The 21750-nt window shown below is 41.8% G+C and carries 25 protein-coding genes, 2 pseudogenes and 2 other annotated features (1 of these 29 running past the window's edge); of the genes and pseudogenes, 7 read left to right on the forward strand and 20 right to left on the reverse strand.

What is annotated here, in order from left to right:
* Positions 1-98 precede the first annotated feature (98 nt).
* From K1I97_RS00180 to K1I97_RS00210, 7 genes are all read right to left on the reverse strand, one after another.
* The gene (locus K1I97_RS00180) at positions 99-425 is read right to left on the reverse strand and encodes a DUF2568 domain-containing protein (protein ID WP_000985025.1); all 327 of its coding nucleotides are present in this window, start codon (positions 423-425) and stop codon (positions 99-101) included.
* 53 nt (positions 426-478) lie between these two features.
* Positions 479-1414 carry a manganese-dependent inorganic pyrophosphatase gene (locus K1I97_RS00185; protein ID WP_223331140.1) on the reverse strand — a complete coding sequence of 312 codons (936 nt, stop codon included), beginning with the start codon at positions 1412-1414 and terminating at the stop codon, positions 479-481.
* Positions 1415-1499: 85 nt separating this feature from the next.
* Positions 1500-1784 carry a GIY-YIG nuclease family protein gene (locus K1I97_RS00190; RefSeq protein ID WP_223331139.1) on the reverse strand — a complete coding sequence of 95 codons (285 nt, stop codon included), beginning with the start codon at positions 1782-1784 and terminating at the stop codon, positions 1500-1502.
* Entirely contained in the window at positions 1774-2520 is a 747-nt protein-coding gene (locus K1I97_RS00195; protein ID WP_223331138.1) for a tRNA1(Val) (adenine(37)-N6)-methyltransferase, read from the reverse strand. The genes K1I97_RS00190 and K1I97_RS00195 overlap by 11 nt, the downstream gene beginning before the upstream one ends.
* A 33-nt stretch (positions 2521-2553) precedes the next feature.
* Entirely contained in the window at positions 2554-2913 is a 360-nt protein-coding gene (locus K1I97_RS00200; RefSeq protein ID WP_223331137.1) for a S1 RNA-binding domain-containing protein, read from the reverse strand.
* A gap of 1 nt (position 2914) precedes the next feature.
* Complete coding sequence (locus K1I97_RS00205; protein ID WP_223331136.1) at positions 2915-4315, reverse strand: bifunctional Cof-type HAD-IIB family hydrolase/peptidylprolyl isomerase; 1401 nt, start codon at positions 4313-4315, stop codon at positions 2915-2917.
* 85 nt (positions 4316-4400) lie between these two features.
* Positions 4401-4907 (reverse strand): GNAT family N-acetyltransferase, encoded by a 507-nt coding sequence (locus K1I97_RS00210; RefSeq protein ID WP_223331135.1) that lies wholly within the window; start codon positions 4905-4907, stop codon positions 4401-4403.
* A 34-nt stretch (positions 4908-4941) separates the two neighbouring features.
* On the opposite strand from K1I97_RS00210, the pseudogene K1I97_RS00215 reads away from it, so the two are divergent.
* Positions 4942-5460, forward strand: a pseudogene (locus K1I97_RS00215) (site-specific integrase); the annotation flags it as partial.
* 104 nt (positions 5461-5564) lie between these two features.
* Here the strand turns inward: K1I97_RS00215 and K1I97_RS00220 are convergent.
* From K1I97_RS00220 to K1I97_RS00230, 3 genes are all read right to left on the reverse strand, one after another.
* Positions 5565-5807 carry a type B 50S ribosomal protein L31 gene (locus tag K1I97_RS00220; protein ID WP_000710764.1) on the reverse strand — a complete coding sequence of 81 codons (243 nt, stop codon included), beginning with the start codon at positions 5805-5807 and terminating at the stop codon, positions 5565-5567.
* Between the two features lie 181 nt (positions 5808-5988).
* Positions 5989-6963, reverse strand: coding sequence for a sensor histidine kinase (locus K1I97_RS00225; RefSeq protein ID WP_223331134.1), 975 nt, complete (start codon positions 6961-6963; stop codon positions 5989-5991).
* Complete coding sequence (locus K1I97_RS00230; protein WP_084975784.1) at positions 6956-7633, reverse strand: response regulator transcription factor; 678 nt, start codon at positions 7631-7633, stop codon at positions 6956-6958. Before K1I97_RS00230 ends, K1I97_RS00225 begins: the two co-directional genes overlap by 8 nt.
* Before the next feature lie 321 nt (positions 7634-7954).
* Here K1I97_RS00230 and K1I97_RS00235 point away from each other — a divergent pair, with 321 nt between their 5' ends.
* From K1I97_RS00235 to K1I97_RS00245, 3 genes are all read left to right on the forward strand, one after another.
* Positions 7955-8524, forward strand: a complete 570-nt coding sequence (locus K1I97_RS00235) for a TetR/AcrR family transcriptional regulator (protein WP_223331175.1) — start codon at positions 7955-7957, stop codon at positions 8522-8524.
* Between the two features lie 87 nt (positions 8525-8611).
* Complete coding sequence (locus tag K1I97_RS00240; RefSeq protein WP_223331133.1) at positions 8612-9388, forward strand: ferredoxin reductase; 777 nt, start codon at positions 8612-8614, stop codon at positions 9386-9388.
* A 111-nt stretch (positions 9389-9499) separates the two neighbouring features.
* Positions 9500-10573: a DUF2974 domain-containing protein gene (locus tag K1I97_RS00245; protein ID WP_223331132.1), complete on the forward strand. Its 1074-nt coding sequence runs from the start codon at positions 9500-9502 to the stop codon at positions 10571-10573.
* 145 nt (positions 10574-10718) lie between these two features.
* On the opposite strand, the gene K1I97_RS00250 is transcribed toward K1I97_RS00245, so the two are convergent.
* Positions 10719-11174: a GNAT family N-acetyltransferase gene (locus K1I97_RS00250; RefSeq protein WP_223331131.1), complete on the reverse strand. Its 456-nt coding sequence runs from the start codon at positions 11172-11174 to the stop codon at positions 10719-10721.
* Between the two features lie 70 nt (positions 11175-11244).
* Here K1I97_RS00250 and K1I97_RS00255 point away from each other — a divergent pair, with 70 nt between their 5' ends.
* The gene (locus K1I97_RS00255) at positions 11245-11907 is read left to right on the forward strand and encodes a prepilin peptidase (protein WP_223331130.1); all 663 of its coding nucleotides are present in this window, start codon (positions 11245-11247) and stop codon (positions 11905-11907) included.
* On the opposite strand, the gene K1I97_RS00260 is transcribed toward K1I97_RS00255, so the two are convergent.
* Positions 11896-12351, reverse strand: coding sequence for an effector binding domain-containing protein (locus K1I97_RS00260; RefSeq protein WP_000682682.1), 456 nt, complete (start codon positions 12349-12351; stop codon positions 11896-11898). The two genes, K1I97_RS00255 and K1I97_RS00260, sit on opposite strands and share 12 nt — an antisense overlap.
* A 78-nt stretch (positions 12352-12429) precedes the next feature.
* Here K1I97_RS00260 and K1I97_RS00265 point away from each other — a divergent pair, with 78 nt between their 5' ends.
* Together K1I97_RS00265 and K1I97_RS10260 are read left to right on the forward strand one after the other, a co-directional pair.
* Complete coding sequence (locus K1I97_RS00265; protein ID WP_223331129.1) at positions 12430-13329, forward strand: helix-turn-helix transcriptional regulator; 900 nt, start codon at positions 12430-12432, stop codon at positions 13327-13329.
* Between the two features lie 31 nt (positions 13330-13360).
* Positions 13361-13447, forward strand: a pseudogene (locus tag K1I97_RS10260) (prepilin peptidase); the annotation flags it as partial.
* On the opposite strand, the gene trpA reads toward K1I97_RS10260, so the two are convergent.
* The 8 genes from trpA to trpB (K1I97_RS00305) form a co-directional block, all read right to left on the reverse strand.
* A complete protein-coding gene (gene trpA, locus K1I97_RS00270; RefSeq protein ID WP_223331128.1) occupies positions 13419-14195 on the reverse strand; it encodes a tryptophan synthase subunit alpha in 777 nt (258 codons plus the stop codon). The pseudogene K1I97_RS10260 and the gene trpA overlap by 29 nt on opposite strands.
* Positions 14188-15411: a tryptophan synthase subunit beta gene (gene trpB / locus K1I97_RS00275; RefSeq protein WP_223331127.1), complete on the reverse strand. Its 1224-nt coding sequence runs from the start codon at positions 15409-15411 to the stop codon at positions 14188-14190. Before trpB (K1I97_RS00275) ends, trpA begins: the two co-directional genes overlap by 8 nt.
* A complete protein-coding gene (locus tag K1I97_RS00280) occupies positions 15389-15988 on the reverse strand; it encodes a phosphoribosylanthranilate isomerase (protein WP_223331126.1) in 600 nt (199 codons plus the stop codon). The genes trpB (K1I97_RS00275) and K1I97_RS00280 overlap by 23 nt, the downstream gene beginning before the upstream one ends.
* On the reverse strand, positions 15975-16742 hold the full coding sequence (gene trpC / locus K1I97_RS00285; RefSeq protein WP_223331125.1) for an indole-3-glycerol phosphate synthase TrpC: 768 nt from the start codon (positions 16740-16742) through the stop codon (positions 15975-15977). The genes K1I97_RS00280 and trpC overlap by 14 nt, the downstream gene beginning before the upstream one ends.
* Positions 16739-17743 (reverse strand): anthranilate phosphoribosyltransferase, encoded by a 1005-nt coding sequence (gene trpD / locus K1I97_RS00290; RefSeq protein WP_223331124.1) that lies wholly within the window; start codon positions 17741-17743, stop codon positions 16739-16741. Before trpD ends, trpC begins: the two co-directional genes overlap by 4 nt.
* 10 nt (positions 17744-17753) lie before the next feature.
* Positions 17754-18320: an aminodeoxychorismate/anthranilate synthase component II gene (locus K1I97_RS00295; protein WP_223331123.1), complete on the reverse strand. Its 567-nt coding sequence runs from the start codon at positions 18318-18320 to the stop codon at positions 17754-17756.
* Positions 18317-19678, reverse strand: coding sequence for an anthranilate synthase component I (trpE, locus tag K1I97_RS00300; protein ID WP_223331122.1), 1362 nt, complete (start codon positions 19676-19678; stop codon positions 18317-18319). Before trpE ends, K1I97_RS00295 begins: the two co-directional genes overlap by 4 nt.
* A gap of 379 nt (positions 19679-20057) precedes the next feature.
* Positions 20058-20283 (reverse strand) — a binding site (T-box leader).
* Positions 20280-21461, reverse strand: a complete 1182-nt coding sequence (gene trpB, locus K1I97_RS00305; RefSeq protein WP_223331174.1) for a tryptophan synthase subunit beta — start codon at positions 21459-21461, stop codon at positions 20280-20282. Its footprint overlaps the feature before it by 4 nt.
* Before the next feature lie 62 nt (positions 21462-21523).
* Positions 21524-21750, reverse strand: a binding site (T-box leader) (it continues 5 nt past the right edge of the window).

Genomic DNA, 21750 nt, shown 5'->3' on the forward strand with positions numbered 1-21750 from the left:
CCGAAACCCCTTTAGCTATATGGAAAACACTGTTTTCTCGTGTCAATCTCCAGTCAAATAATTACCATTTAAATAATTCATTAACTATATTATAAGAATCACTCTAGCTGAAAATAATAAAGCAGACCCAAACTTCCAAAAGACAGAGCTAAGTATAGGATTCCTATTTGCAATCCATACAAATGCCAAAAACTACCACTAACTAAAATAAAAATCGATGTCTCAGCAACGAGGCGATGCCATTTTTTAAAAGCATGTGGAGATTTTGGTGCCATATATCGCGCCCAAAATAAGATTAATAGAACTGCTAGAAGAAAAAATAGGAATTTTTCCAGCCAAGAAATTTGTATCACAGACACGGAGAAAAGACCAAGGATTGCCACAACCTCAACCAAAAAGCGCAGTCCTTCAATCAATCGCATCATGCTATCACCGTCTATAAATAGTCAAATTAACAGTTCCAAATATTCATTAAGAATTACCCATTAAAGCTTTCAGTCAACTGTGGCACCACTTGTTTCTTACGTGAAACAGCACCTGGAAGGAAAGCGTGGTTGTTTTCAAGTTTGAAGTTAAAGGCTGCTTCCACCTTGTCCATGTTTGATCCAAGAGCAAGGATTTCTGAGTTTGAATTGACGATGTCTGTAATCATCAAAACAAAATCTGAGTAGCCGTTTGCCGCATTAGCCGCTTGCATTGCTGCTTCAATTTCAGTTTGGCGTTCCAAGACTTCAGCAATATCAACTGTATTGACTTGGGCAACACGAACTTTGTTTCCGTTGAGTTCAAAAGTCTTAGCGTCGATGTCAATCAATTCTTCAGCAGATTTGCTTGCCAAGTTAGTACCAGCCTTCAACATAGCAAGACCGTACTCTTCCAAGTTCACGCCAGCTAATTCTGCCAACTCAGGAGCAATGACTTTATCAGATGGGTGAGTTGTTGGTGATTTCAAAAGAAGGGTATCTGAAATCAAACCTGAAAGCATCAAACCTGCGATTTCCTTAGGAACTGCTACACCATGTTCTTTGAACATGCGGTAAACGATAGATGAAGCTGATCCAACTGGTTCCAAGCGCATGTATAGTGGGCTTGCAGTTTCAAAGTTAGCCACACGGTGGTGGTCTACAACACCGTAAACTTCTACTTCAGCGATATCTGACACTGATTGTTGGAATTCATTGTGGTCAGTCAAGATGACTTGTTCTGCACCTTCTGCTTTAGCAGATGAAATGACGCGTGGTGCTTCTACACCAAAATAGTTCAAAACGAAAGCTGTTTCTTCATTAGGAGTTCCAAGTGCTACTGCTTCCGTGTCCAATCCATAAGCTTCTTTTGCAAGATAGGCAAAGGCTACAGATGACCCGATGGCATCTGAGTCTGGATTTTGGTGACCAAATACTAGAATCTTAGACATGATAATACCTCTTTAAATTTATTCATCTTATTGTAGCACTTTTTTCCTCTTTTGACAAAAGTAAGAGGAGTCAAAAGACTCCTCCTTAGACATCAATATCGTTAACTAGATTTTTCTCTTGATTTTCGGATAGAAAACGTTCTTTCTGTGGACGTTTCTTTCGTTTGAGGAGAGCTTCGGCAGACATGGCTTCTTCCTTACTGGCAAAACCCTCTACATAGATGAGTTTGACTGGCAAGCGAGCTCGGGTATACTTGGCTCCCTTACCACTATTATGAACGGCAAAGCGCCTCTTCACATCCGTTGTATAGCCCGTGTAGTAAGAACCGTCGCGACACTCCACCACATACATATAGGCCTTATGATCCATAGTAAATCTCTTGAATTTCTGGTGTATAGGAACCATCATCATTGTGAACGATGAGAGGTGGCAAGACCTTAAAGCCACTGGTCGAGCCATCCTTGATAGCTTCAATTAAGAGCATATTGGCCTCCTTCTCTCGTTTAGGATAGACAAATTGCAGGCGCTTAGGAGCTAGATTATGCCGTTGCAACATATCCAAGATATCCAAGAGTCGGTCAGGACGATGAACCATGGCCAAACGGCCATTGGATTTGAGAATACTCTGAGCACTTCGACAGATTTCTTCTAAGTTAGTCGCAATTTCGTGTCTGGCCAGAAGGTAGTGTTCACTCTCGTTCAGATTAGAATGCGGATCCACCTTAAAATAAGGCGGATTACACAAAATCATATCCACCTTACTTCCCTGAATGTGGGCAGGCATATTTTTCAAATCATCGCAGATGACCTGCATCTGCTCTTCCAAACCATTCAACCGAACCGAACGCTCTGCCATATCTGCCAAGCGCTCCTGAATCTCTACAGATAATATCTGCGCCTGAGTACGAGTGCTGGCAAAAAGCCCTACTGCCCCATTTCCTGCACAAAAGTCCACAATTAAACCCCGTTTAGGGAAGCGAGGAAAGCGTGATAAGAGAACACTATCTACCGAATAGCTAAACACCTCTTTATTTTGAATAATCTTGATATCTGTCGAAAAGAGCTGATTGATTCGCTCTCCTGGTTTCAATAATTGTTCTTCCATATATTGATTTTTAAAAATGCGAAATCTAATAGACTAGTTTTTCTCTTTCAAATTGTTAAGGGCTTCCTTTATCCAGATTGGCATCATTCGCCCAAGTGGAGCAAAACCATGCTTGATCCGATCATTTGAAAAACGTCTCCGTCTTGGTAGCTGATGCTTTTCTTCTTCCAGAGTGCGGATGGAAAGACTGGCTTTACCAGTAAATTCATCCAAATCAACAACCTGAACTTGCACTTCTTCACCAATTTTCAAAACTTCATAGATATTTTCGATAAATCCTGTTCGAATCTCCGAGATGTGAATCAACCCAATCACCCCTGTCTCTAATTCGACAAAGGCACCATAGGGCTGAATTCCTGTAATACGCCCCTTTAACTTATCACCAATTTTCATCTTAGTCCTCAATTTCAATCGTTTCAATTACTACATCTTCAACCGGTTTGTCCATAGCGCCTGTCTCAATAGCTGCAATGGCATCCAAGACTGCAAAAGATTCTGCATCGACCAATTGCCCAAAAACAGTATGGCGGCGGTCAAGGTGAGGAGTCCCACCCTTCTCTGCATAAATCTCAGCAATTGGTTCAGGCCAGCCACCACGCGCAATCTCTTTCTTAGAGTACGGCAAATGTTGGTTTTGAACGATAAAGAACTGGCTACCATTGGTATTTGGACCAGCATTGGCCATAGAAAGGGCACCACGGATATTGTAGAGTTCTTCTGAAAATTCATCTTCAAAAGAGTCGCCGTAGATTGACTCTCCCCCCATACCAGTACCAGTTGGGTCTCCACCTTGGATCATAAAGTCCTTGATGATACGATGGAAAATCACACCATCATAGTAACCATCTTTTGAAAGAGCAACAAAGTTAGCTACTGTTTTGGGAGCCTGCTCAGGGAAGAGCTTGATACGCAAGTCTCCGTGATTTGTCTTAATGGTCGCCAGCGGACCTTCTACTGTTTCAATGTCTACTTGTGGGAAATACAATTCTTTTTTTACTAAACCAAACTTAGTTAGGGCATCAAAAGCACCATCTTCTTCTACTGTTTTTGTAATATAATCTGCTTTTTCTTTGATCTTTTCGTGGGAAACTCCCATGGCAATACTAATTCCTGCATAATCAAAGAGTTCCAAGTCATTGAGCCCATCGCCAAAGACCATGACATTTTCTGGTTTCAAGCCTAAATGCTCCACAACCTTAGCTACACCTGTGGCTTTTGAACCCGAAATGGGCACGATATCAGATGAATGTTCATGCCAACGCACCATGCGAAGTTTATCCGACAAGGAATCTGGCAAGTGCAAGTCATCCCCTTTATCTTCAAAGGTCCACATCTGGTATATATCTGCTTTTTCATAAAAATCTGGATCCACATCCAAGTTTGGATAAATCGGATCAATAGCCTCACTGATCAGTTCTGTTCGCGTGGAGAGTTTGGCGTCATGACTGCCAACCAAGCCATATTCAATCCCCTCTTTTTTAGTCCAAGAAATGTACTCTTCTACATCTGACTTGTCAATCTGATACTGATAAACGACATTTCCTTTTTTATCTTCTATATAGGCACCATTTAAGGTTACAAAAAAGTCCGGCTTGAGGTCTCGAATCTCTGGAACAACACCGAAAATACCACGCCCAGATGCAATCCCTGTCAAAATCCCCTTTTCTCGCAACTGCTTAAAAACCGTGGGAATCGTAGCTGGAATAAAACCTGTCTTTGACGTACGCAGGGTATCATCAATATCAAAGAAGACAATCTTAATCTTCTTTGCCTTGTATTTTAATTTCGCATCCATCTCTCTACCTCTTTCAATCTAACTCTTTCCATTATACCATAAAGTAAAGAAATCCCATATCTTCAAAGAAGTTCACTATCTCTTATTAGAATTTCTTGGATAGATACAAAACTAAATCATCATTATTTTGAATAGTGGCATTCATTTCCAACGGTTGGTTTCGATACCAAACTCCCGAACCATCTGGAATATAGCCTCGTTTGATGTACAATCTCTGAGCAGGTCCATAACCTAAATGGAGCCCAACACCAAGCGTCACCTTATTCGATATAAGCTTGACTCGTTTTTCCGCTTCTTCCATCAAGAGATTTCCAATACCTTGATTTTGAAAGGCTTCAAAGACATTGAAATCTGAGAGTTCTGGAGCCATTCCAGCAAAGGGCCCCTGCTTAGCGCAGGGCAAAATCGTAATGTAACCCGCTACAGCACCCTCAACCTCTGCAACTAAGACTTCTCTCTCCCCACTTTCTTGCTCCTTCAAGTATCGAGTTAAAATCTCCTCTCTACTTGGCCAACCTTGATTGATAAAACCTTGGGACAGGTATTGGATATCCGATTCAATCATTTTTCTAATAATATTGTTTCCCTTCATAAGGCACCCCTTTGAAAATTCATACTATCATTATAACACGTTTGTAGTCAAAGAAAGAAAAAGAGTAAGAAAAATCATTGACAATGCAGAAAAGACTTATAAAAACTATGCCTTATTTCGTTTGTTGGTAGTGGCTTGAGGAATGGGGAGCTGTATTCTTTGAGGTGGTCTGATACTGATTTTGAAAGAGTGGAAACAAAAGAACAGAAATGAAAAGGGGCAACTGTCAGTTCCCCCTTTGATTGATAGTGATTACATGTTTACGTTTGTTGATCGAGACGGAAAGATAGAATCTTTATACCAAGACTATATCAATAGTATACTGAAGCGCATTATCAAGAAACATGGCTTGAAGAAGATAACTCCTCGTGGCTTCAGACATACTCATGCTACCTTGATTATTGAAACGGGTGTTAATCCTGTTAATGCAGCCAAAAGATTAGGGCATGCAAGTAGTCAGATGCCCCTGGACACCTATAGCCATTCTACAGTAGCAGGAGAGAAGAAAGCTATCACAAAATTTGTAGATTATCTGGATAGTGCAAAAGGTTAGTTTTCCAAGACGGTACCAAAAACGGTACTAAAAATAAAAAAAGCCAATTCCAATTTCTTGGAAAAGGCTTTGTATCAACATTTTTAAGCAATAAATGCGGTTGATTATTTGAGACCGTATTTTTTGTTGAAACGATCCACACGTCCATCTGCTTGAGTGAACTTTTGACGTCCAGTGTAGAATGGGTGTGAGTCTGATGAAATTTCCACACGAATCAATGGGTAAGTTTCGCCTTCGAACTCAACAGTTTCGTTAGAGCGTTTTGTTGAACCGCTAAGGAATTGGTAACCAGTAGTTGTGTCCATGAAGACAACTGGGCGATATTCTGGATGGATATCTTTTTTCATTTTGCAATATTTCCTTTCTGCCATGGTCTCTTTGCGAGCCATAGATTGTTACTATACTAGTCTATCAGATTCTGAAAACTTTAGCAAGTATTTTCGTTGATTTTATTAAAAATCTTAATAAAAAATTTTCCTGTCTAACTTTTGAGTGGGAATACAGGCGAAAGCCTTTTATCATTTATTCCTACTCAATAACGAGCTTCACTTCAGCGAATTTAATCCGTACGGTTGTTCCTTTTCCGACCTCAGATTCGATGCGAATCTGGTGACCCAGTTCTTCAGAAATTTTCTTAGATAGGTAAAGACCAAGTCCAGAGGACTGCTGGGTCAAACGACCATTATAGCCTGAAAACCCACGTTCAAAGACTCGGAGAACATCGCTGTTTTTAATCCCGATTCCCGTATCCTTGATACAGAGCTCCTGACCTTCCATATAAATCTCTAGCCCACCTTCCTTGGTGTATTTGAGACTGTTTGAGAGGATTTGTTCAATGACGACCAACAGCCACTTCTTATCGGTCACGATGATTTTGTCAAGGTCATGGAGATTGACCGTCAGTCCTTTTTGGATAAAGAAAAGAGCATACTTGCGAACCACTTCCTTCACCAGATCCTCCACTTGAACCTTTTCAAATACTAAGTCATCGTGGAAGCTTTCCAAACGAAGATACTGCAACACCAGATTGGTATAGGAGTCAATCTTGAAGATTTCCTGTTCCAGTTGCTGCTTGACCTCACGATCAGAGACTTCTGCGACTAAAAGTCGACTAGCCGCAATGGGGGTCTTGATTTGGTGAACCCACAAGGTGTAGTAGTCCAGCAAATCCGTCAGTTTACTTTGGGCTTCCGACCTCTTTTGATATAATTCAGACTCACGCTCTTCGAGCTTTTCTGCTAGCGCACATTCCAGAGGAGACTTGGGGTCTCTCTCAGCATAGAGTACTTCCTGACGGTAAACCTGAGCTTCTGCAAATATATCCCAAGCCAAAAATAAGAAGGTCAAAAAACTACTAAGCAGAAAGAAATAAAGAAAATAAGTTCCTAGACTAGCAAATAAAAACTGAAAGAGAAGGACGAGAAAGCCTAATGAAAAAATATAGGCAAAAACGCGACTGCGAGAACGCAGATAGGATAGAAAAAATGATTTCCAATCAAGCATGTTTCAGTCCGTATCCTATCCCTTTCTTGGTTTCGATAAAGCCTGCTAAACCTTGCTCCTCCAACTTTTTGCGCAGGCGAGCAACATTGACGGACAAGGTATTGTCATCAATGAAAAAATCGCTATTCCAGAGTTCTCGCATCAGGTCATCACGCGCCACGATATTGCCAGCATGTTCAAATAAAACCCGCAAAATTTGAAATTCATTCTTGGTCAAACTCAGGATTTCCCCCTGATAATGCAAGTCCATAGACTTGGTATTGAGGATCACACCTGCATACTCCAGCAGACTTTCATCTCGCCCAAATTCGTAAGAACGGCGCAACAATCCCTGAACCTTGGCAAGGAGCACCTGCTGGTCAAAAGGCTTGGTCACAAAGTCATCTGCCCCCATATTGATCGCCATGACGATATCCATCGCTTGGTCTCTCGAAGACAGAAACATGATAGGCACCTTGGAAATCTTGCGAATCTCCTGACACCAGTGGTAACCATTAAAAAGAGGCAGACCAATATCCATGAGGACCAAATGAGGTTCTGACTGAACAAAAAGACTCAATACTTCCATAAAATCCTCTACCAAAACGACCTCAAAGCCCCACTCAGAGAGCAGTTTCCCCACTTGTTGCCGAATGACTTGGTCATCTTCTACTAGTAAAATCTTGTGCATGCGCTCCTCCTTTGCTATTTCTCAAAGTATCAAAACCCTTCATATCAGATTTACGGATTAGTATCTCATACTGTTTAGCAGCCTATTCCCCAAATCCAGATCAGAAAACAGATGCTAAATAGAGAACATTCCCACTGATATCATACCTTATTTTTAATTATAGTTCCAGCCTTATCCTATATTTTCCTTTTTGTGCTCATTTAGTTAGCGTCTCTTTCACTTATTTAATAGATCTAGCCTTCTTATTGACAAACTAGCCATGATTTGTTAGAATATGAATGAACAAATCGGTTTATTCATTCATAAAACAAAGGAGGCTAAATCATATTGGACAAAAAACAAGCTTTAAAGACAGCGGCCTATGAAGTTTTTTCGAAAAAAGGTTACAAGGCGACAGGAATTTCAGAAATTGCTAGGCAAGCTGGGGTGGCAGTTGGCTCTTTTTATAACTATTACGAAAGTAAAGAAGCCATTTTTCTAGACATCTATATAGATGAAAACAACCGTGTTCGCAAAGCTATGATCGAAGAACTGGATTGGGAAATTGACATGATCGACCTCATTGGTCAACTATTTGCTCAGTCCAGAACTCTCATTTCTTCCAATAAAATCCTTGCAGAATGGTACAATCCTGCCATAGCAGATGAGTTGCACAGCTACTATTCCTCGGAAGAAGGCAAAGTCGCAAATCCATTTCATCAGTTTCTAGTTAAAACTTTTACAAATCGTATGCAGGCTGAAGGGTACTCGCCAGAAAAAATTCAAGATATTTTACAGGTTTATAATCTGTTTTACTATATAGATATGCATATCACGGAAAAAGATTTTCCATATATTGGCAAGACCGTTGAAATACTTGCAACCAACTTCATAAAAGGAGTTCTAAAATAAAGAAGATGGATTTCTTTATTTTTTGAAAAGACATGAATGAATTATTTTTTAGTTCATTCATAAAATTAAGAACAGGAGTCATAAAAAATGAAAAGAGGTAAAAAAATGTTTATCATCATTCTATCAACACTTGGAGTCTTAGGCCTTATAACTTGGGGCACCATCGCTTATCTTGGACGAAGCCAGACATTATCGATAAAATCCATCGAAAATCCCAGCGGAGATCTATATTTAATTCATATCACAAAACCGAGTCATCAAACCTGGAAAGCGGGGGCTTATGCTAAGTTTACACTCCCTGATACCTCGTCTACTTCTAGTAAATATGAAGCCAAGGGAGAGCAATCCAGTCGATGGCTAACCATTGCCTCCACACCTGATGAAGATGAAATTCTCATTTTGACTCATAATAGTGGTAGCCACTTTAAGGAAACCTTGACGCATTTACCGGCTGACAGTGAGATTGAGATGAGTTGGCTGGATTCCTCTTTGACTGTTAAAGATACGAATCAGCCACTAGTTTGCTTTGCATCTGATGTCGGTATTTCTGCTCTACGCCCCCTTATCAAAGAATGGGCTGGTAAATGTCCGATTATTCTCAACCATTTTGACAAAGGAGTTACTATTTTCAATAATGAGATGAAGGAACTGGCTCAAAAAACATCGAATTTTACTTATAAAACTAGCGATGAACTTTCTCAAAGTCAAGAATTTTTAAAACGTGCTATTGATGAATACGGCAATCAAGCCAGCTATCTCATCACAGGTCAGCCTGATGATGTAAATGAGATGAAGAATTTTTTAAAGGAAAATGGGATTGATAGCAAAAACATCCAAGTAAGCTCGTTTAGAGGTTTGAAATAGGAGCAATCTATCTTCTATGTATTTCAATCAAACCCTACTAGGTCATTCCAACAAGCCTACTAGCTAATTCTAGGTAAATGTGATAGGATAAACATAGAGAAAGGAGCTTTTATGGCCAATATTTTTGACTACTTGAATGATGTAGCATACGATTCCTTTTATGACCTCCCCGTGAACGAGTTAGATGTTCTTGCCTTGACTGAATTAACCTACCTTACTTTTGATGATTTAGTCGCCCAAGAACCAAAGCGTCTCATAGATCTTGCACCTCAAATCCCTAGAGAAACGACGATGCTGACCAGCAAAAACCGCCTCCAGTTATTGGATCAACTCTCTCAACACAAACGGTTTAAAAATTGCAAACTATCAAACTTTATCAATGATATTGATCCTGAATTGCAAAAACAGTTTGCAGCCATGACCTATCGTATCAGCCTCGATACCTATTTGCTTGTTTTTCGCGGGACGGATGATAGTATCATCGGTTGGAAAGAAGATTTCCATATGACCTATATGAAAGAAATCCCAGCTCAAAAACACGCCCTTCAGTATTTACAGGACTTTTTTGCTCAACATCCTAAGCAAAAAGTTATTCTGGCAGGACACTCAAAAGGGGGCAATCTAGCTGTCTATGCTGCCAGTCAACTTGATCCAAACTTACAGAAAAACATTGTCGCTGTCTATACTTTTGATGCCCCTGGGCTTCACAAGGAACTAACCGAAACACCTGGATATCAAAACATGATGGAAGGAACGAAAGTATTTATCCCACAAGGGTCTATCATCGGGATGATGCTGGAAATTCCGGATAAAAAAATCGTCGTTCGAAGCACCGCCTTAGGTGGCCTTGCCCAGCATGACACCTTTAGTTGGCAGGTCGAAGACAAACACTTTGTCCAACTAGACGAGACCAATAGTGACAGCCAGCAAGTTGATACTACCTTCAAGGAATGGGTTGAGACGGTCCCTGACGAAGAACTGCAGCTCTACTTCGACCTCTTTTTTGGAATCATTCTCGATGCGGGCATCTCCTCTATCAACGATCTTTCTTCCTTCAATGTCATTGAACACATTCATCAACTCTTTGTACAAGCTCAATCCCTCACTCCCGAAGAAAGAGAAACCATGGGGCGCTTAACCCAACTCTTGATTGACACCCGCTACCAAGCTTGGAAAAATCGTTAATAGAAAGAGAAGTTAGATATAAACTCAAGTTGTAGAGAAAATCCAGTAAATCCCTCTATAATAAAACGCATAGTATCAAGTTTTTTAATACCTGATATTATGCGTTTTTTGATTTTAAAGCTGTTTTCCGCATCTTCTTTGTCTGCTACCTCCCCTTTTTCATGATGTATTTTCGTATAGGTACTTCAACCATTTGAACGATTTCAAATCCTTCTTTTTGGTAAAGCTTGTAAGCTGTTTGATTTGCCTCGTAGACATTTAGAGAAATAGTGTCTATGTCTTCATTTTCAAAGGCCAAACTAACAAATTCCCTTAAAGCCTGGCTACCTAAGCCTTGCCCCTGCTTCTGAGGGTTGATAAAAAATCTCCCGATATGAAGATTCCTGTCTTCTAGCCTGATTTTCTGGATAAGCCCCACAAACTCTTGTTCATCAAAGATTGAAAAGATTCCTTCCAAATCTTGCAAGATTTGAATTGTTAAGGGAAAAGGAATCATTGTTCCCATCCATTGTTCTTGAAAGGATTTGCCAAGGGAGTTGGACCATTGGCATACGAGCTGAGCATTTTCTGTGCTCACATTTTCTTCAAAACGAATTGTCATCTATTTCCTCACCATCTTATCTATGTTTCTCCATTATACCACTTCTCCTATTTTTTACGAATAGATAAGTATGATTGATCTTTATTTTTTTCTTGTCGGGAGCATTCTCGCTTCTTTCTTGGGTTTGGTCATTGACCGTTTTCCTGAGCAATCCATTATTCGACCAGCTAGTCACTGCGATTCCTGTCAGACTCGCTTGCGTCCCTTAGATTTGATTCCGATTATCTCTCAAGTAATTGGTCGCTTTCGCTGTCGCTACTGCAAGGCTCGCTATCCATTCTGGTATGCCCTCTTTGAATTGGGCTTGGGGTTACTCTTTCTGACTTGGTCATGGGGTTTGATTTCCTTTGGTCAAGTCATCCTAATCACTGCTGGCTTGACCTTGGGCATCTACGACTTTCGCCATCAGGAATATCCCTTACTGGTCTGGCTGACATTTCACCTAATCCTCATGGCCTGCACTGGTTGGAATCTGGTTATGGTCTTCTTTCTTGCCCTCGGAATCATGGCTCATTTTATCGATATCCGCATGGGCGCAGGGGATTTTCTCTTTCTGGCTTCTTGTGCTCTCGTCTTTAGTGTAACCGAATTACTGATCTTGATTCAGTTTGCTTCTGCGACAGGGATTTTAGCCTTTCTTTCGCAAAAGAAAAAGGAAAGACTGCCTTTTGTGCCTTTCCTCTTACTTGCTGCGACTATAATAATTTTCTATCAGTTCTTATTAGTTTGTTGAATTGGGAACCCAAAGCTCAACTTCTGCATCCATGGGATTACCGTTTAAAAGTATTTCTAAGATAATTCCATCATTGTAAAGCGAGCTATATTCTCCCTCAAAAAAGTTATCCTCCAATTTATCAAACAAGAGTCTTGATTTATCACCACTGGCTGAGCTTACTAAATAATCTTTCTCTGGGACAAGAATGCTTTCGTAACCTGCCACAGCATTATTTGCCGCAACTCCTGCGTAGTATTGTATACCATCTTTATGAGGAACTATCAAAGCATAGCCTCTTTTATCTATGGAATGGGGCATCAATTTTCCTAGCATTCCTTCTTTAAATAACTGAGTATAGAATGCCGTTTTCTCTTTAGAATAGTGATGTTCATGAACTGTAGTTCCTTCTATCAAAATACTCTTGCCAACTAAGGTAAACGATGGTTTAGTTTGATGTTTCATTATATGAACTCCTTTCTTTATGGTATAATCATAACAAAAATAATATGACAACTATATGTCATATTTAAGGAGAAAATTATGAAAATCGACCGTCAAATGGGAATCATTTCTCATTTAGTAAATCAACGAAAAACAACAGCTAAAGAACTATCAGAACTTTTTAAAGTCAGCACACGAACTATTATGAGAGATATTGATGATTTATCTCTTGCAGGCATTCCTCTCTATGTAATGAAAGGAAAAAATGGAGGCATTTTTCTTATGGAAGACTTCCAAACTGACAAACCTCCCCTGACCCAATCCGAACGGCTTTCGATCGAATCTGGTTTAAAAAGTCGCTATCAAGTATTGGAAGATGCCTCTACTTTCAATGCTATATTGAAATTAAATGCTACTAATGCATACTCTGATTTCGAAATTGATTTGTCTCTATCTCATGGGAACTTGGAAATACGAACTTTGATTTTTAAGTTATTGGAAGCTATCAGAGGCAGAGTAAAAATAAAATTTTCCTATATTAATTCACAAGGACTAGTGAGTCAAAAAAATTGTGAGCCTTACCGTATTGTCTATAAGGACCGGAGTTGGTATATGGATGCCTACGATACTGATAAAGCGCGTTTTTCTGTTTTTAAAGTTGCTAGAATTAGTGAACTTACTCTCTCCGATACTTTTTCAAAAAGACATTTTACACCACTTCCCTATGATGGTGGTGCTTGGATGAATGAAAACAAAGTACCTGTCATCCTGCATGTCCAGAAAATTGTTCTTGATCGATTTGTGGAACTCTTAGGCTATAATGCCATAAAACCTATTAATAGCGATATTTACGAGATTACTTATCCGTTAAACGACAATGATTGGGGATACAATACCTTGCTTGCTTTTGGAAAATACATCACTGTTATATCTCCTAAGCATTTCTTGAAACATTTCACCAGCTATATAGATACCATTCATAAGCAATACCCAAACTAATATTCAACTGTCATTCATGAACTTATACCCTCAAAAGAAAAAGGAAAGACTTCCTTTTGTGCCTTTCCTCTTACTTGCTGCTTGCATGATTATTTTTGGTAAGCTACTGCTTGTTTGATAAAGTCCTGAATTGGCTCTCCTTGGTGGAGAGCTTTTACAATTTTCGAACCGACGATAACGCCATCGGACACCGCATTGAATCGTTCCACATCGGCTTGACTAGACACGCCAAATCCTGTTAAGACTGGGATATCCGCCATTTGATGCAATTGTGCCAAGTGCTTGTCCAAGTCTGCACGGTAATTTCCTGACTTCCCTGTCACCCCATTGATGGCAACAGCATAGACAAAGCCTTCTGCTCCCTTGATCAACTCTTTTTGACGCTCGAGTCCTGTTGTCAAGCTAACTAGGGAAATCAAGGCAATGTCTGTATCTGCCAAAAAAGGCTCCACAAAGTTGGCATGCTCGTGAGGCAGGTCTGGGATAATCAAACCCTTAACCGCTGTATCTGCCAAATCTTTGACAAATTTTTCCACACCGTACTGAAAGAGGGGATTGAAGTAGGTCATAATGACCAGTGGAACCTCTGTTTGAATGGTTTTCAAGATTTCAACCAAAGCTTGGGTAGAAGTCCCATGAGCTAGACTGCGCAAGCCTGCTTCTTCGATCACAGGTCCATCTGCAACAGGGTCTGAAAAGGGAATGCCCACTTCGATTGCAGAAACACCCAAATCTTCTAAAAAGTGGATTGTTTCACCAAGACCATCCAGACCTTTCTCATGGTCTCCAGCCATGATATAAGGAACGAAAATTCCTTTTCCTGCTGCTTTGATAGCGTTCAATCTTTCTGTTAGAGTCTTAGGCATGAGCTTCTCCCTTCTTTGCTGCATCTGCTTCCAAGCGGTCTTTGACTTGAACTACATCCTTGTCCCCACGACCGGATAGGCAGACAATCATCGACTTGTCTGGACCGAGTTCTTTGGCCAATTTCACTGCGAAGGCAATGGCGTGGCTTGATTCCAAGGCTGGAATAATCCCTTCCACACGAGACAAGAGTTGGAATCCTTCCAAGGCTTCTTCGTCTGTCACAGGGACATAGCTAGCACGCTTGATATCGTGGTAGTGAGAATGTTCTGGACCGATACCAGGATAGTCCAAACCTGCTGAGATAGAGAAGGCTTCAAGAATTTGACCATGGGCATCTTGGAGCACATCCATGAGGGAACCGTGAAGGACACCTGGACGACCCTTGGTCAAGGTAGCTGCGTGGTGCTCTGTATCCACACCAAGCCCTGCTGCTTCAGCTCCATACATTGCTACAGACTCATCTTCCACAAATGGATGGAAGAGACCGATGGCATTAGAACCACCGCCAACACAGGCTACTAAGGCATCTGGCAGATCTTGACCTGTCAAATCGCGGTACTGTTGTTTAGCTTCTCGACCGATCACACTTTGGAAGTCACGAACGATTTCTGGGAAAGGATGAGGTCCCAAGGCAGAACCAAGGATATAGTGGGTATCATCGATATTAGCCACCCATGAACGAAGGGCTGCATTGACCGCGTCCTTGAGCACGCGCGAACCATCTGTTACTGCCTCAACCTTGGCTCCCAAAAGCTCCATACGGAAGACATTAAGGGCTTGGCGTTTGACATCTTCCTCACCCATATAGATGGTACATTCCATGTTAAAGAGGGCTGCAGCTGTTGCAGTTGCTACACCGTGCTGACCAGCGCCTGTTTCAGCGATAATTTTCTTTTTGCCCATACGTTTAGCAAGGAGAACTTGTCCCAAGGCATTGTTAATCTTGTGAGCCCCTGTATGGTTAAGGTCTTCCCGTTTGAGATAAATCTTGGCTCCACCGATATGCTGGGTCAGGTTTTTTGCGCAGTAAAGGGGAGTTTCACGTCCTACATACTGGCGCAAAAGTTGATTTAATTCCTCTTGGAAACTTGGGTCTGCCTGACTTTCACGGTAGGCCTTCTCCAACTCCAAAACTGCTGTCATTAATGTTTCTGGGACAAAACGTCCGCCGAATTTTCCGTAAAATCCATCTTTATTTGGTTCTTGATATGCCATTCTTTGCCCTCTCTATAAATCTTCTAATCTTTTCCTGATTTTTTTGTCCATCCGTCTCCACTCCGCTTGATACATCTACTGCATAGGGAGTAAAGTGTTGAATTGCTTTTTCTACATTATCTTCATTGAGCCCACCTGCGATAAAGAAGGACTGAGCTAGTTCTGCCGTATCCAGTTGGCCCCAGTCAAAGGTCTGACCACTCCCAGCCACAGGGGCATCAAAGAGTAGATAGTCTGCCCGAGAATTAGGCACATGCCCATTTCCATCCACCTGCACAGCCTGAATGCTGGCACAAGGTAAATCCTCAAACAACTCATCTGCTACCTGACCATGAACTTGAACCAAGTCCAAGCCAACTTTTTCAATCGCTTCTAGCAGTTGAGCCCGACTTGACGAAACAAATACGCCAACCTTTTTTACATCGGAAGGAATGAGCTTTGCTAGCTCAGCAGCCCCTTCCAAGGTCACCTGTCTTTTACTAGGCGCAAAGACAAAACCAATGTAGTCTGCCCCTGCTGATACGGCTGTCTCCACCGCTTCTTTGGTCGATAATCCACAAATCTTAACCTTTGTCAATCTGCAACTCCTTGATTCTCTGGGCTACATCTTCTGCCTGCATCAGAGCTGTTCCCACCAAAATTCCGTTAAAGTATGGTGCTACTCGTTCTGCATCCTGTCCTGTGAAAATAGCAGATTCAGAAATGTAATAACGACCTTCCTCAAAGTGCTGGGCCAAGTCTACACTGGTTTGTAAGTCGACCTCAAAGGTCGTCAAGTTGCGGTTATTAACCCCAATAATCTCCGCACCAAGTCTGTGGGCCACTTCTAGTTCAGCTAGATTGTGAGTCTCCACCAAGACTTCCAGACCAAGCTCTATCGCATAGTCATACAGTTCCTTGAGGTGCTCTTCTGACAAGGCCGCGACGATGAGCAAGATGACTGTCGCACCTGCATTGCGAGCACGGATGATTTGCTTTTCATCGATAATAAAGTCCTTGTTGAGCGTCGGAATCTCTACCTGACTGGAAATCTCCCGCAGATAATCCAAATGCCCTTTAAAGAAAACTTCATCTGTCAAAACCGATATCATCACTGCTCCATTTGCTTCATAAGTCTGGGCCTGTTGCACAATATCCACATCGAGATTGATATCTCCCAGACTAGGGCTAGCCTTCTTGACTTCAGCGATGACCTGCAAACGGTCATGGTGATTCTTCAAAAATTCTGCCAAGCGATAAGTCTGGCGCAAGGGCTGGATTTCCTCCAACTCCATTTGCTCGACCTCACGCGCCTTCTGCTCTAAGATTCGTGCTAAAAATTCCTGACTCATTTTTGGTACTCCTGTAACAGTCTGAGTTTTTCAAGTGCCTTGCCACTAGCAATCACTTGACGAGCCAAGGCAACTCCTTCCTTGATGCTATCAACCTTACCATTGGCATAGAAACCAAGACCAGCATTCAAGACTGTAGTTTCCAAGAATGGACTTGGTTCATTTTTCAGAACACTAAGCAAAATTTCTGCATTTTCCTGAGCATTGCCTCCACGAATATCTTCGATAGCGTAGCGTTCCATACCCAAATCCTCTGGAGTAAAGCTTGACAAGGTGATTTCGCCATTTTCAAGAAGAGCAATGTTGGTTGTTCCATTTAGACCAGCTTCATCCAGTCCTTCTGGCCCAGCAACCACGATGGCACGTTTACGACCCATATTTTTCAAAACCTGAGCTGTACTTTCTAGAAGTTCTGGACGACTAATTCCAAGAAGCTGTGTTTCCAAGGCCATTGGGTGAATCAGTGGACCAGTCAAGTTCATGATTGTTGGAATTCCCAACTCCAAACGAGCTGGCATGATGTATTTCATAGCTGGGTGCATATTTTTGGCAAATAGAAAGACGATGCCAGTTTTATCAAAGACCTTACCTAATTCAGCTGGTTTGAGGTCAAGATTGATGCCCAATGCTTGAAGGACATCTGCCGAACCTGATTTAGAAGAAATCGAACGGTTACCGTGCTTGGCCATATGAATGCCGCCACCAGCCAAGACAAAGGCTGCAGTTGTGGAAATGTTAAAGCTGAAAGACTTGTCCCCACCTGTACCACAGTTGTCCATGGCGTCATGAATTTCAGTTGGAATGTGTTGGGCATGGCCTCTCATGACTTGTGCAATAGCTGTGCGTTCTTCAGGTGTTTCCCCCTTCATCTTAAGAGCTAAAAGGAGAGAAGCAATCTGAGCTTCGGTTACACGCCCAGTTACGATGCGCTCGATGACATCCGTCATTTCCACACCTGATAAATTTTCAAATTTTGCTAATTTTTCAATAATCTCTTTCATCCTAGTTTCCTCACTTTACAACCTTCTCGATAAAATTCCGAATAGAAGACAAGCCATCTGGCGTTCCGATACTTTCTGGATGGTACTGGAAGCCATAAATCGGCAGGCTTTTGTGTTGAATTCCCATAATAGCTTGGTCATCAGTCGAACGAGCTGTCACTTCAAAGCCTTCTGGCATTTCTTCAATCAAAATGCTGTGATAACGCATGACTGGACGACCATCCTCAATACCTCGATAGAGAACAGATGGCGCTTCAAAGCTGATATTGCTCTGTTTCCCATGCATGACTTTTGGAGCCAAACCTAGCTTCCCACCAAAGACTTCTGCGATGGCTTGGTGTCCCAAACAAATCCCTAAAATCGGCTTCTTACCTGCAAAGTCACGAATCATGTCTTCCATCTTTCCAGCATCAACTGGCCAACCTGGACCAGGAGAAAAGACCAGACCATCTGCTTTTTCAGCCTCTTCATACAGCTTGGGATCATCATTTCTCAAAACCTGCACCTCTGCAAAATTCCCGATGTATTGGGCCAAGTTATAGGTAAAGGAATCATAGTTGTCAATCAATAAAATCATGGTCTTAGTTCTCCAATTCTAGTCATAGATTTAGCCTTGTTAATGGTTTCTTGGTATTCGTTTTGGGCGATGGAGTCGTAGACAATGCCTGCCCCAGCCTGCACGTAGGCTGTTTGATTTTTAAGAATCATGGTTCGAATAGCGATAGCGAAGTCCATATCACCCGTCGCAGACAAGTAGCCGATTGCTCCTGCGTATACACCACGTTTTTCCGTTTCCAGTTCATAGATCCGTCTCATCGCCCGAATCTTTGGTGCTCCCGAAACTGTTCCAGCTGGAAGTGTAGCTTTCAAGGCATCCATGGCAGTGAGTTCGGGAAGCAATCGCCCCTTGACCACACTGGTCAAATGCATGACGTAGCGGAAGAGCTCCACTTCCATATACTTGGTAACTTGGACACTTGCCGTTTCAGAGATGTGGCCAATATCGTTACGACCCAAGTCTACTAACATTCGATGTTCTGCTGTTTCCTTCTCATCAGAAAGCAGGTCTGTCGCTAAGGCCTTGTCCTCTTCATCTGTAGCTCCTCTTGGTCGTGTACCCGCAATCGGATTGGTTGTCACGATGCCATTTTTTACAGAGACCAAACTTTCTGGACTAGCTCCGATGATTTGATAATCCCCAAAATCATAGAAATAGAGGTAATTGGATGGATTGGTCACGCGGAGATTTCTGTAGAAGTCAAATGGATTTCCAGTGACTTCGGCTGAGAAACGCTGGCTGAGCACACATTGGAACATGTCTCCGTTACGAATCAAGTCGCGAGCGGTTTCGACCATTTGCTCAAACTTCTGAGGAGCGATGTGCGGTTTGAAATCCAGCGGAGATAGATCCAAATCTTCAAATTCATTTGGAGCAGGAATGCATAATTCCTCAAGCACTTGGCTCAAAGCTTTTTCCAAGTCTTCTTGACTGCGATCGCTATAGAGAGCATCCTCAATGATATGAATTTTTTCCTTCTTATGGTCAAAGACCATGTAACTCTCATAGACAAAGAAATGCATGTCTGGCGTCCCAATTGTATCCTCAGGGATTTGGCCGATTTCTTCATAGAGCGAAATCATATCGTAACCAACAAAACCAATGGCTCCTCCACCAAAGGGGAGGTCTGAATGGTGCTGGCTTTTATGAGTCACTTCATAAAGGTAATCTAAGGGATCCCTATCAATCACTTGACCATTTTGATAAAGGACTCCATTTTCAAACTGAATCTCAAAAACTGGATTATAGGCTAGGATAGAAAAACGAGCGGTTTCCTTGTCTCTCGGAATACTCTCTAGGATAACCTTGCGTTGCCCTTTTAAGCGCATATAAGCCAATATTGGTGATAAGACATCTCCATGAATGATTCGTTCCATTGTAATTTCCCTTTCAGTTTCTTATTTTTAATTTTTGGTCTTTTTTTCTATTTCCCTTAAAATAATGAGGACGGGAGGTAAAATTGTCCAGTGGATGATTTTAGAAATCCATGAAATGAAAGACCTAATTTTCGAGCTCCTCGCTCATTCATTTCTAGCCTCAGGCTAAAATAGTTCCCCGAACTATTTTACTCTCAAAAATTCCGTTCTAGAGAAGCATCTTTGCTTCTCTAGAATACCACTATAGCGGAAAATAGCGGTTCAATGCTCACTTCGTTCGCAAATATTTTATAGAAATCTATCTATTGATGAAGCATAATTTAAAACTGATGACCATATCTACGATAAATATATAAAAATCCCCACGCAAAATAACTTGCGTGAGGACGAAATTCGCGGTGCCACCTCAATTATAGGATTTCTCCTATCTCTCATTCCTGTCTCAGATACCTCTTGTAACAGGCTGTGCGATAAAGGGCACTCCCTTGAGAATTATGTTTTCTTCTCTCGTTTCAGATGGACCCAACCTTACAGCTTTCTCTGCTTGTTTCCAGCAACCACAAGCTCTCTGTGAGAGAAAGGACTGTAATTTTTCCATCTCTTATTTTTTAGCTTCTAGGTAGTCTGCAATTGCAGCTACGTCCTTGTCTCCACGACCAGAGACATTGATGATGATAATCTCATCTTTACTTAGTTTCGGTGCACGTTTAACTGCTTCTGCGATAGCGTGTGAACTTTCGATCGCTGGGATAATCCCTTCTGTCTTGCTGAGAAGGAGCAGGGCTTGGACAGCTTCTTCATCCGTCGCTGCCACATATTCCACGCGACCTGAGTCTTTGAAGTAGGCGTGTTCTGGGCCAACACCTGGATAGTCCAAACCAGCTGAGATAGAGTAAACTGGAGCCAACTCTCCGTCTTCCTTAAAGACAGCATAGGTCTTCATTCCGTCGACAATTCCGACACTACCTTTTGTCATGGTAGCTGCGTGCTTGTCTGTGTCAAGCCCATGACCAGCAGCTTCAACTCCAACCAATTTGACTTCTTCATCAGCCACATACTGTGAAAAAGCACCGATGGCATTGGAACCACCACCTACACAGGCAATGACGTAGTCTGGCAAGCGTCCTTCTTTTTCCAAAATTTGACGACGAGATTCTTCACTAATAACCTTTTGGAACTCATGGACAATGGTAGGATAAGGGTGAGGTCCAACAGCAGATCCCAAAACATAGAAGGCTTCAAGGTCATTCATCCATGCTCCAAAGGCTGCATCGACCGCATCCTTAAGGGTACGAGTGCCTATTTCAACTGCGTGCACAGTTGCTCCCATCATCTCCATACGGAAAACATTGAGACGTTGACGCTCCACATCTTCTGCCCCCATATAAACATCACAGGCCATACCAAACTTGGCTGCAGCAGCTGCAGTCGCAACCCCGTGCTGACCAGCCCCTGTTTCTGCGATAACCCGTTTTTTGCCCATACGTTTTGCCAGAAGAATTTGCCCTAAAACGTTGTTAAGCTTATGAGAACCAAGGTGGTTAAGGTCTTCTCGCTTGAGATAAATCTTAGCTCCACCTAAGTGATCTGTCAAACTTTCCGCAAAATAAAGCGGTGTTTCGCGACCGGAATAATCCTTCAAGTAATGGCGAAATTCTGCCAAAAATTCTGGATCATCCTTGTACTTGTCAAATGTCACTTCCAACTCATCCAACAAAACCTGAATCGGCTCCGGTACAAAACTACCACCAAATTGTCCAAAATAACCTTTAGTTGTCATAATTTTTCCTCTTTTTGTATTGATTTCAAGATATGAAAAAAGCCCACACACAGAATCTACTTCCGTGTGAGGGCGTTGGTAACGCGGTGCCACCTCAATTATAAAGGGATTATTCTCCTTTACATCTCTGCCTTGTCTAACAACAAGTTGCACTGTAAGGTGTGCGCACCGAATTTTTATTGTTTCAAATTCATTTTTTAAATCAGCCCACTTTCACTACTTCCAACCACCTGTTCACAATCACCACAGGCTCCCTGAAGATCAAAAATAACTACTTTTCTGATTTATTGAA

It is taken from the genome of Streptococcus oralis, assembly GCF_019929345.1.
GTDB lineage: Bacteria > Bacillota > Bacilli > Lactobacillales > Streptococcaceae > Streptococcus.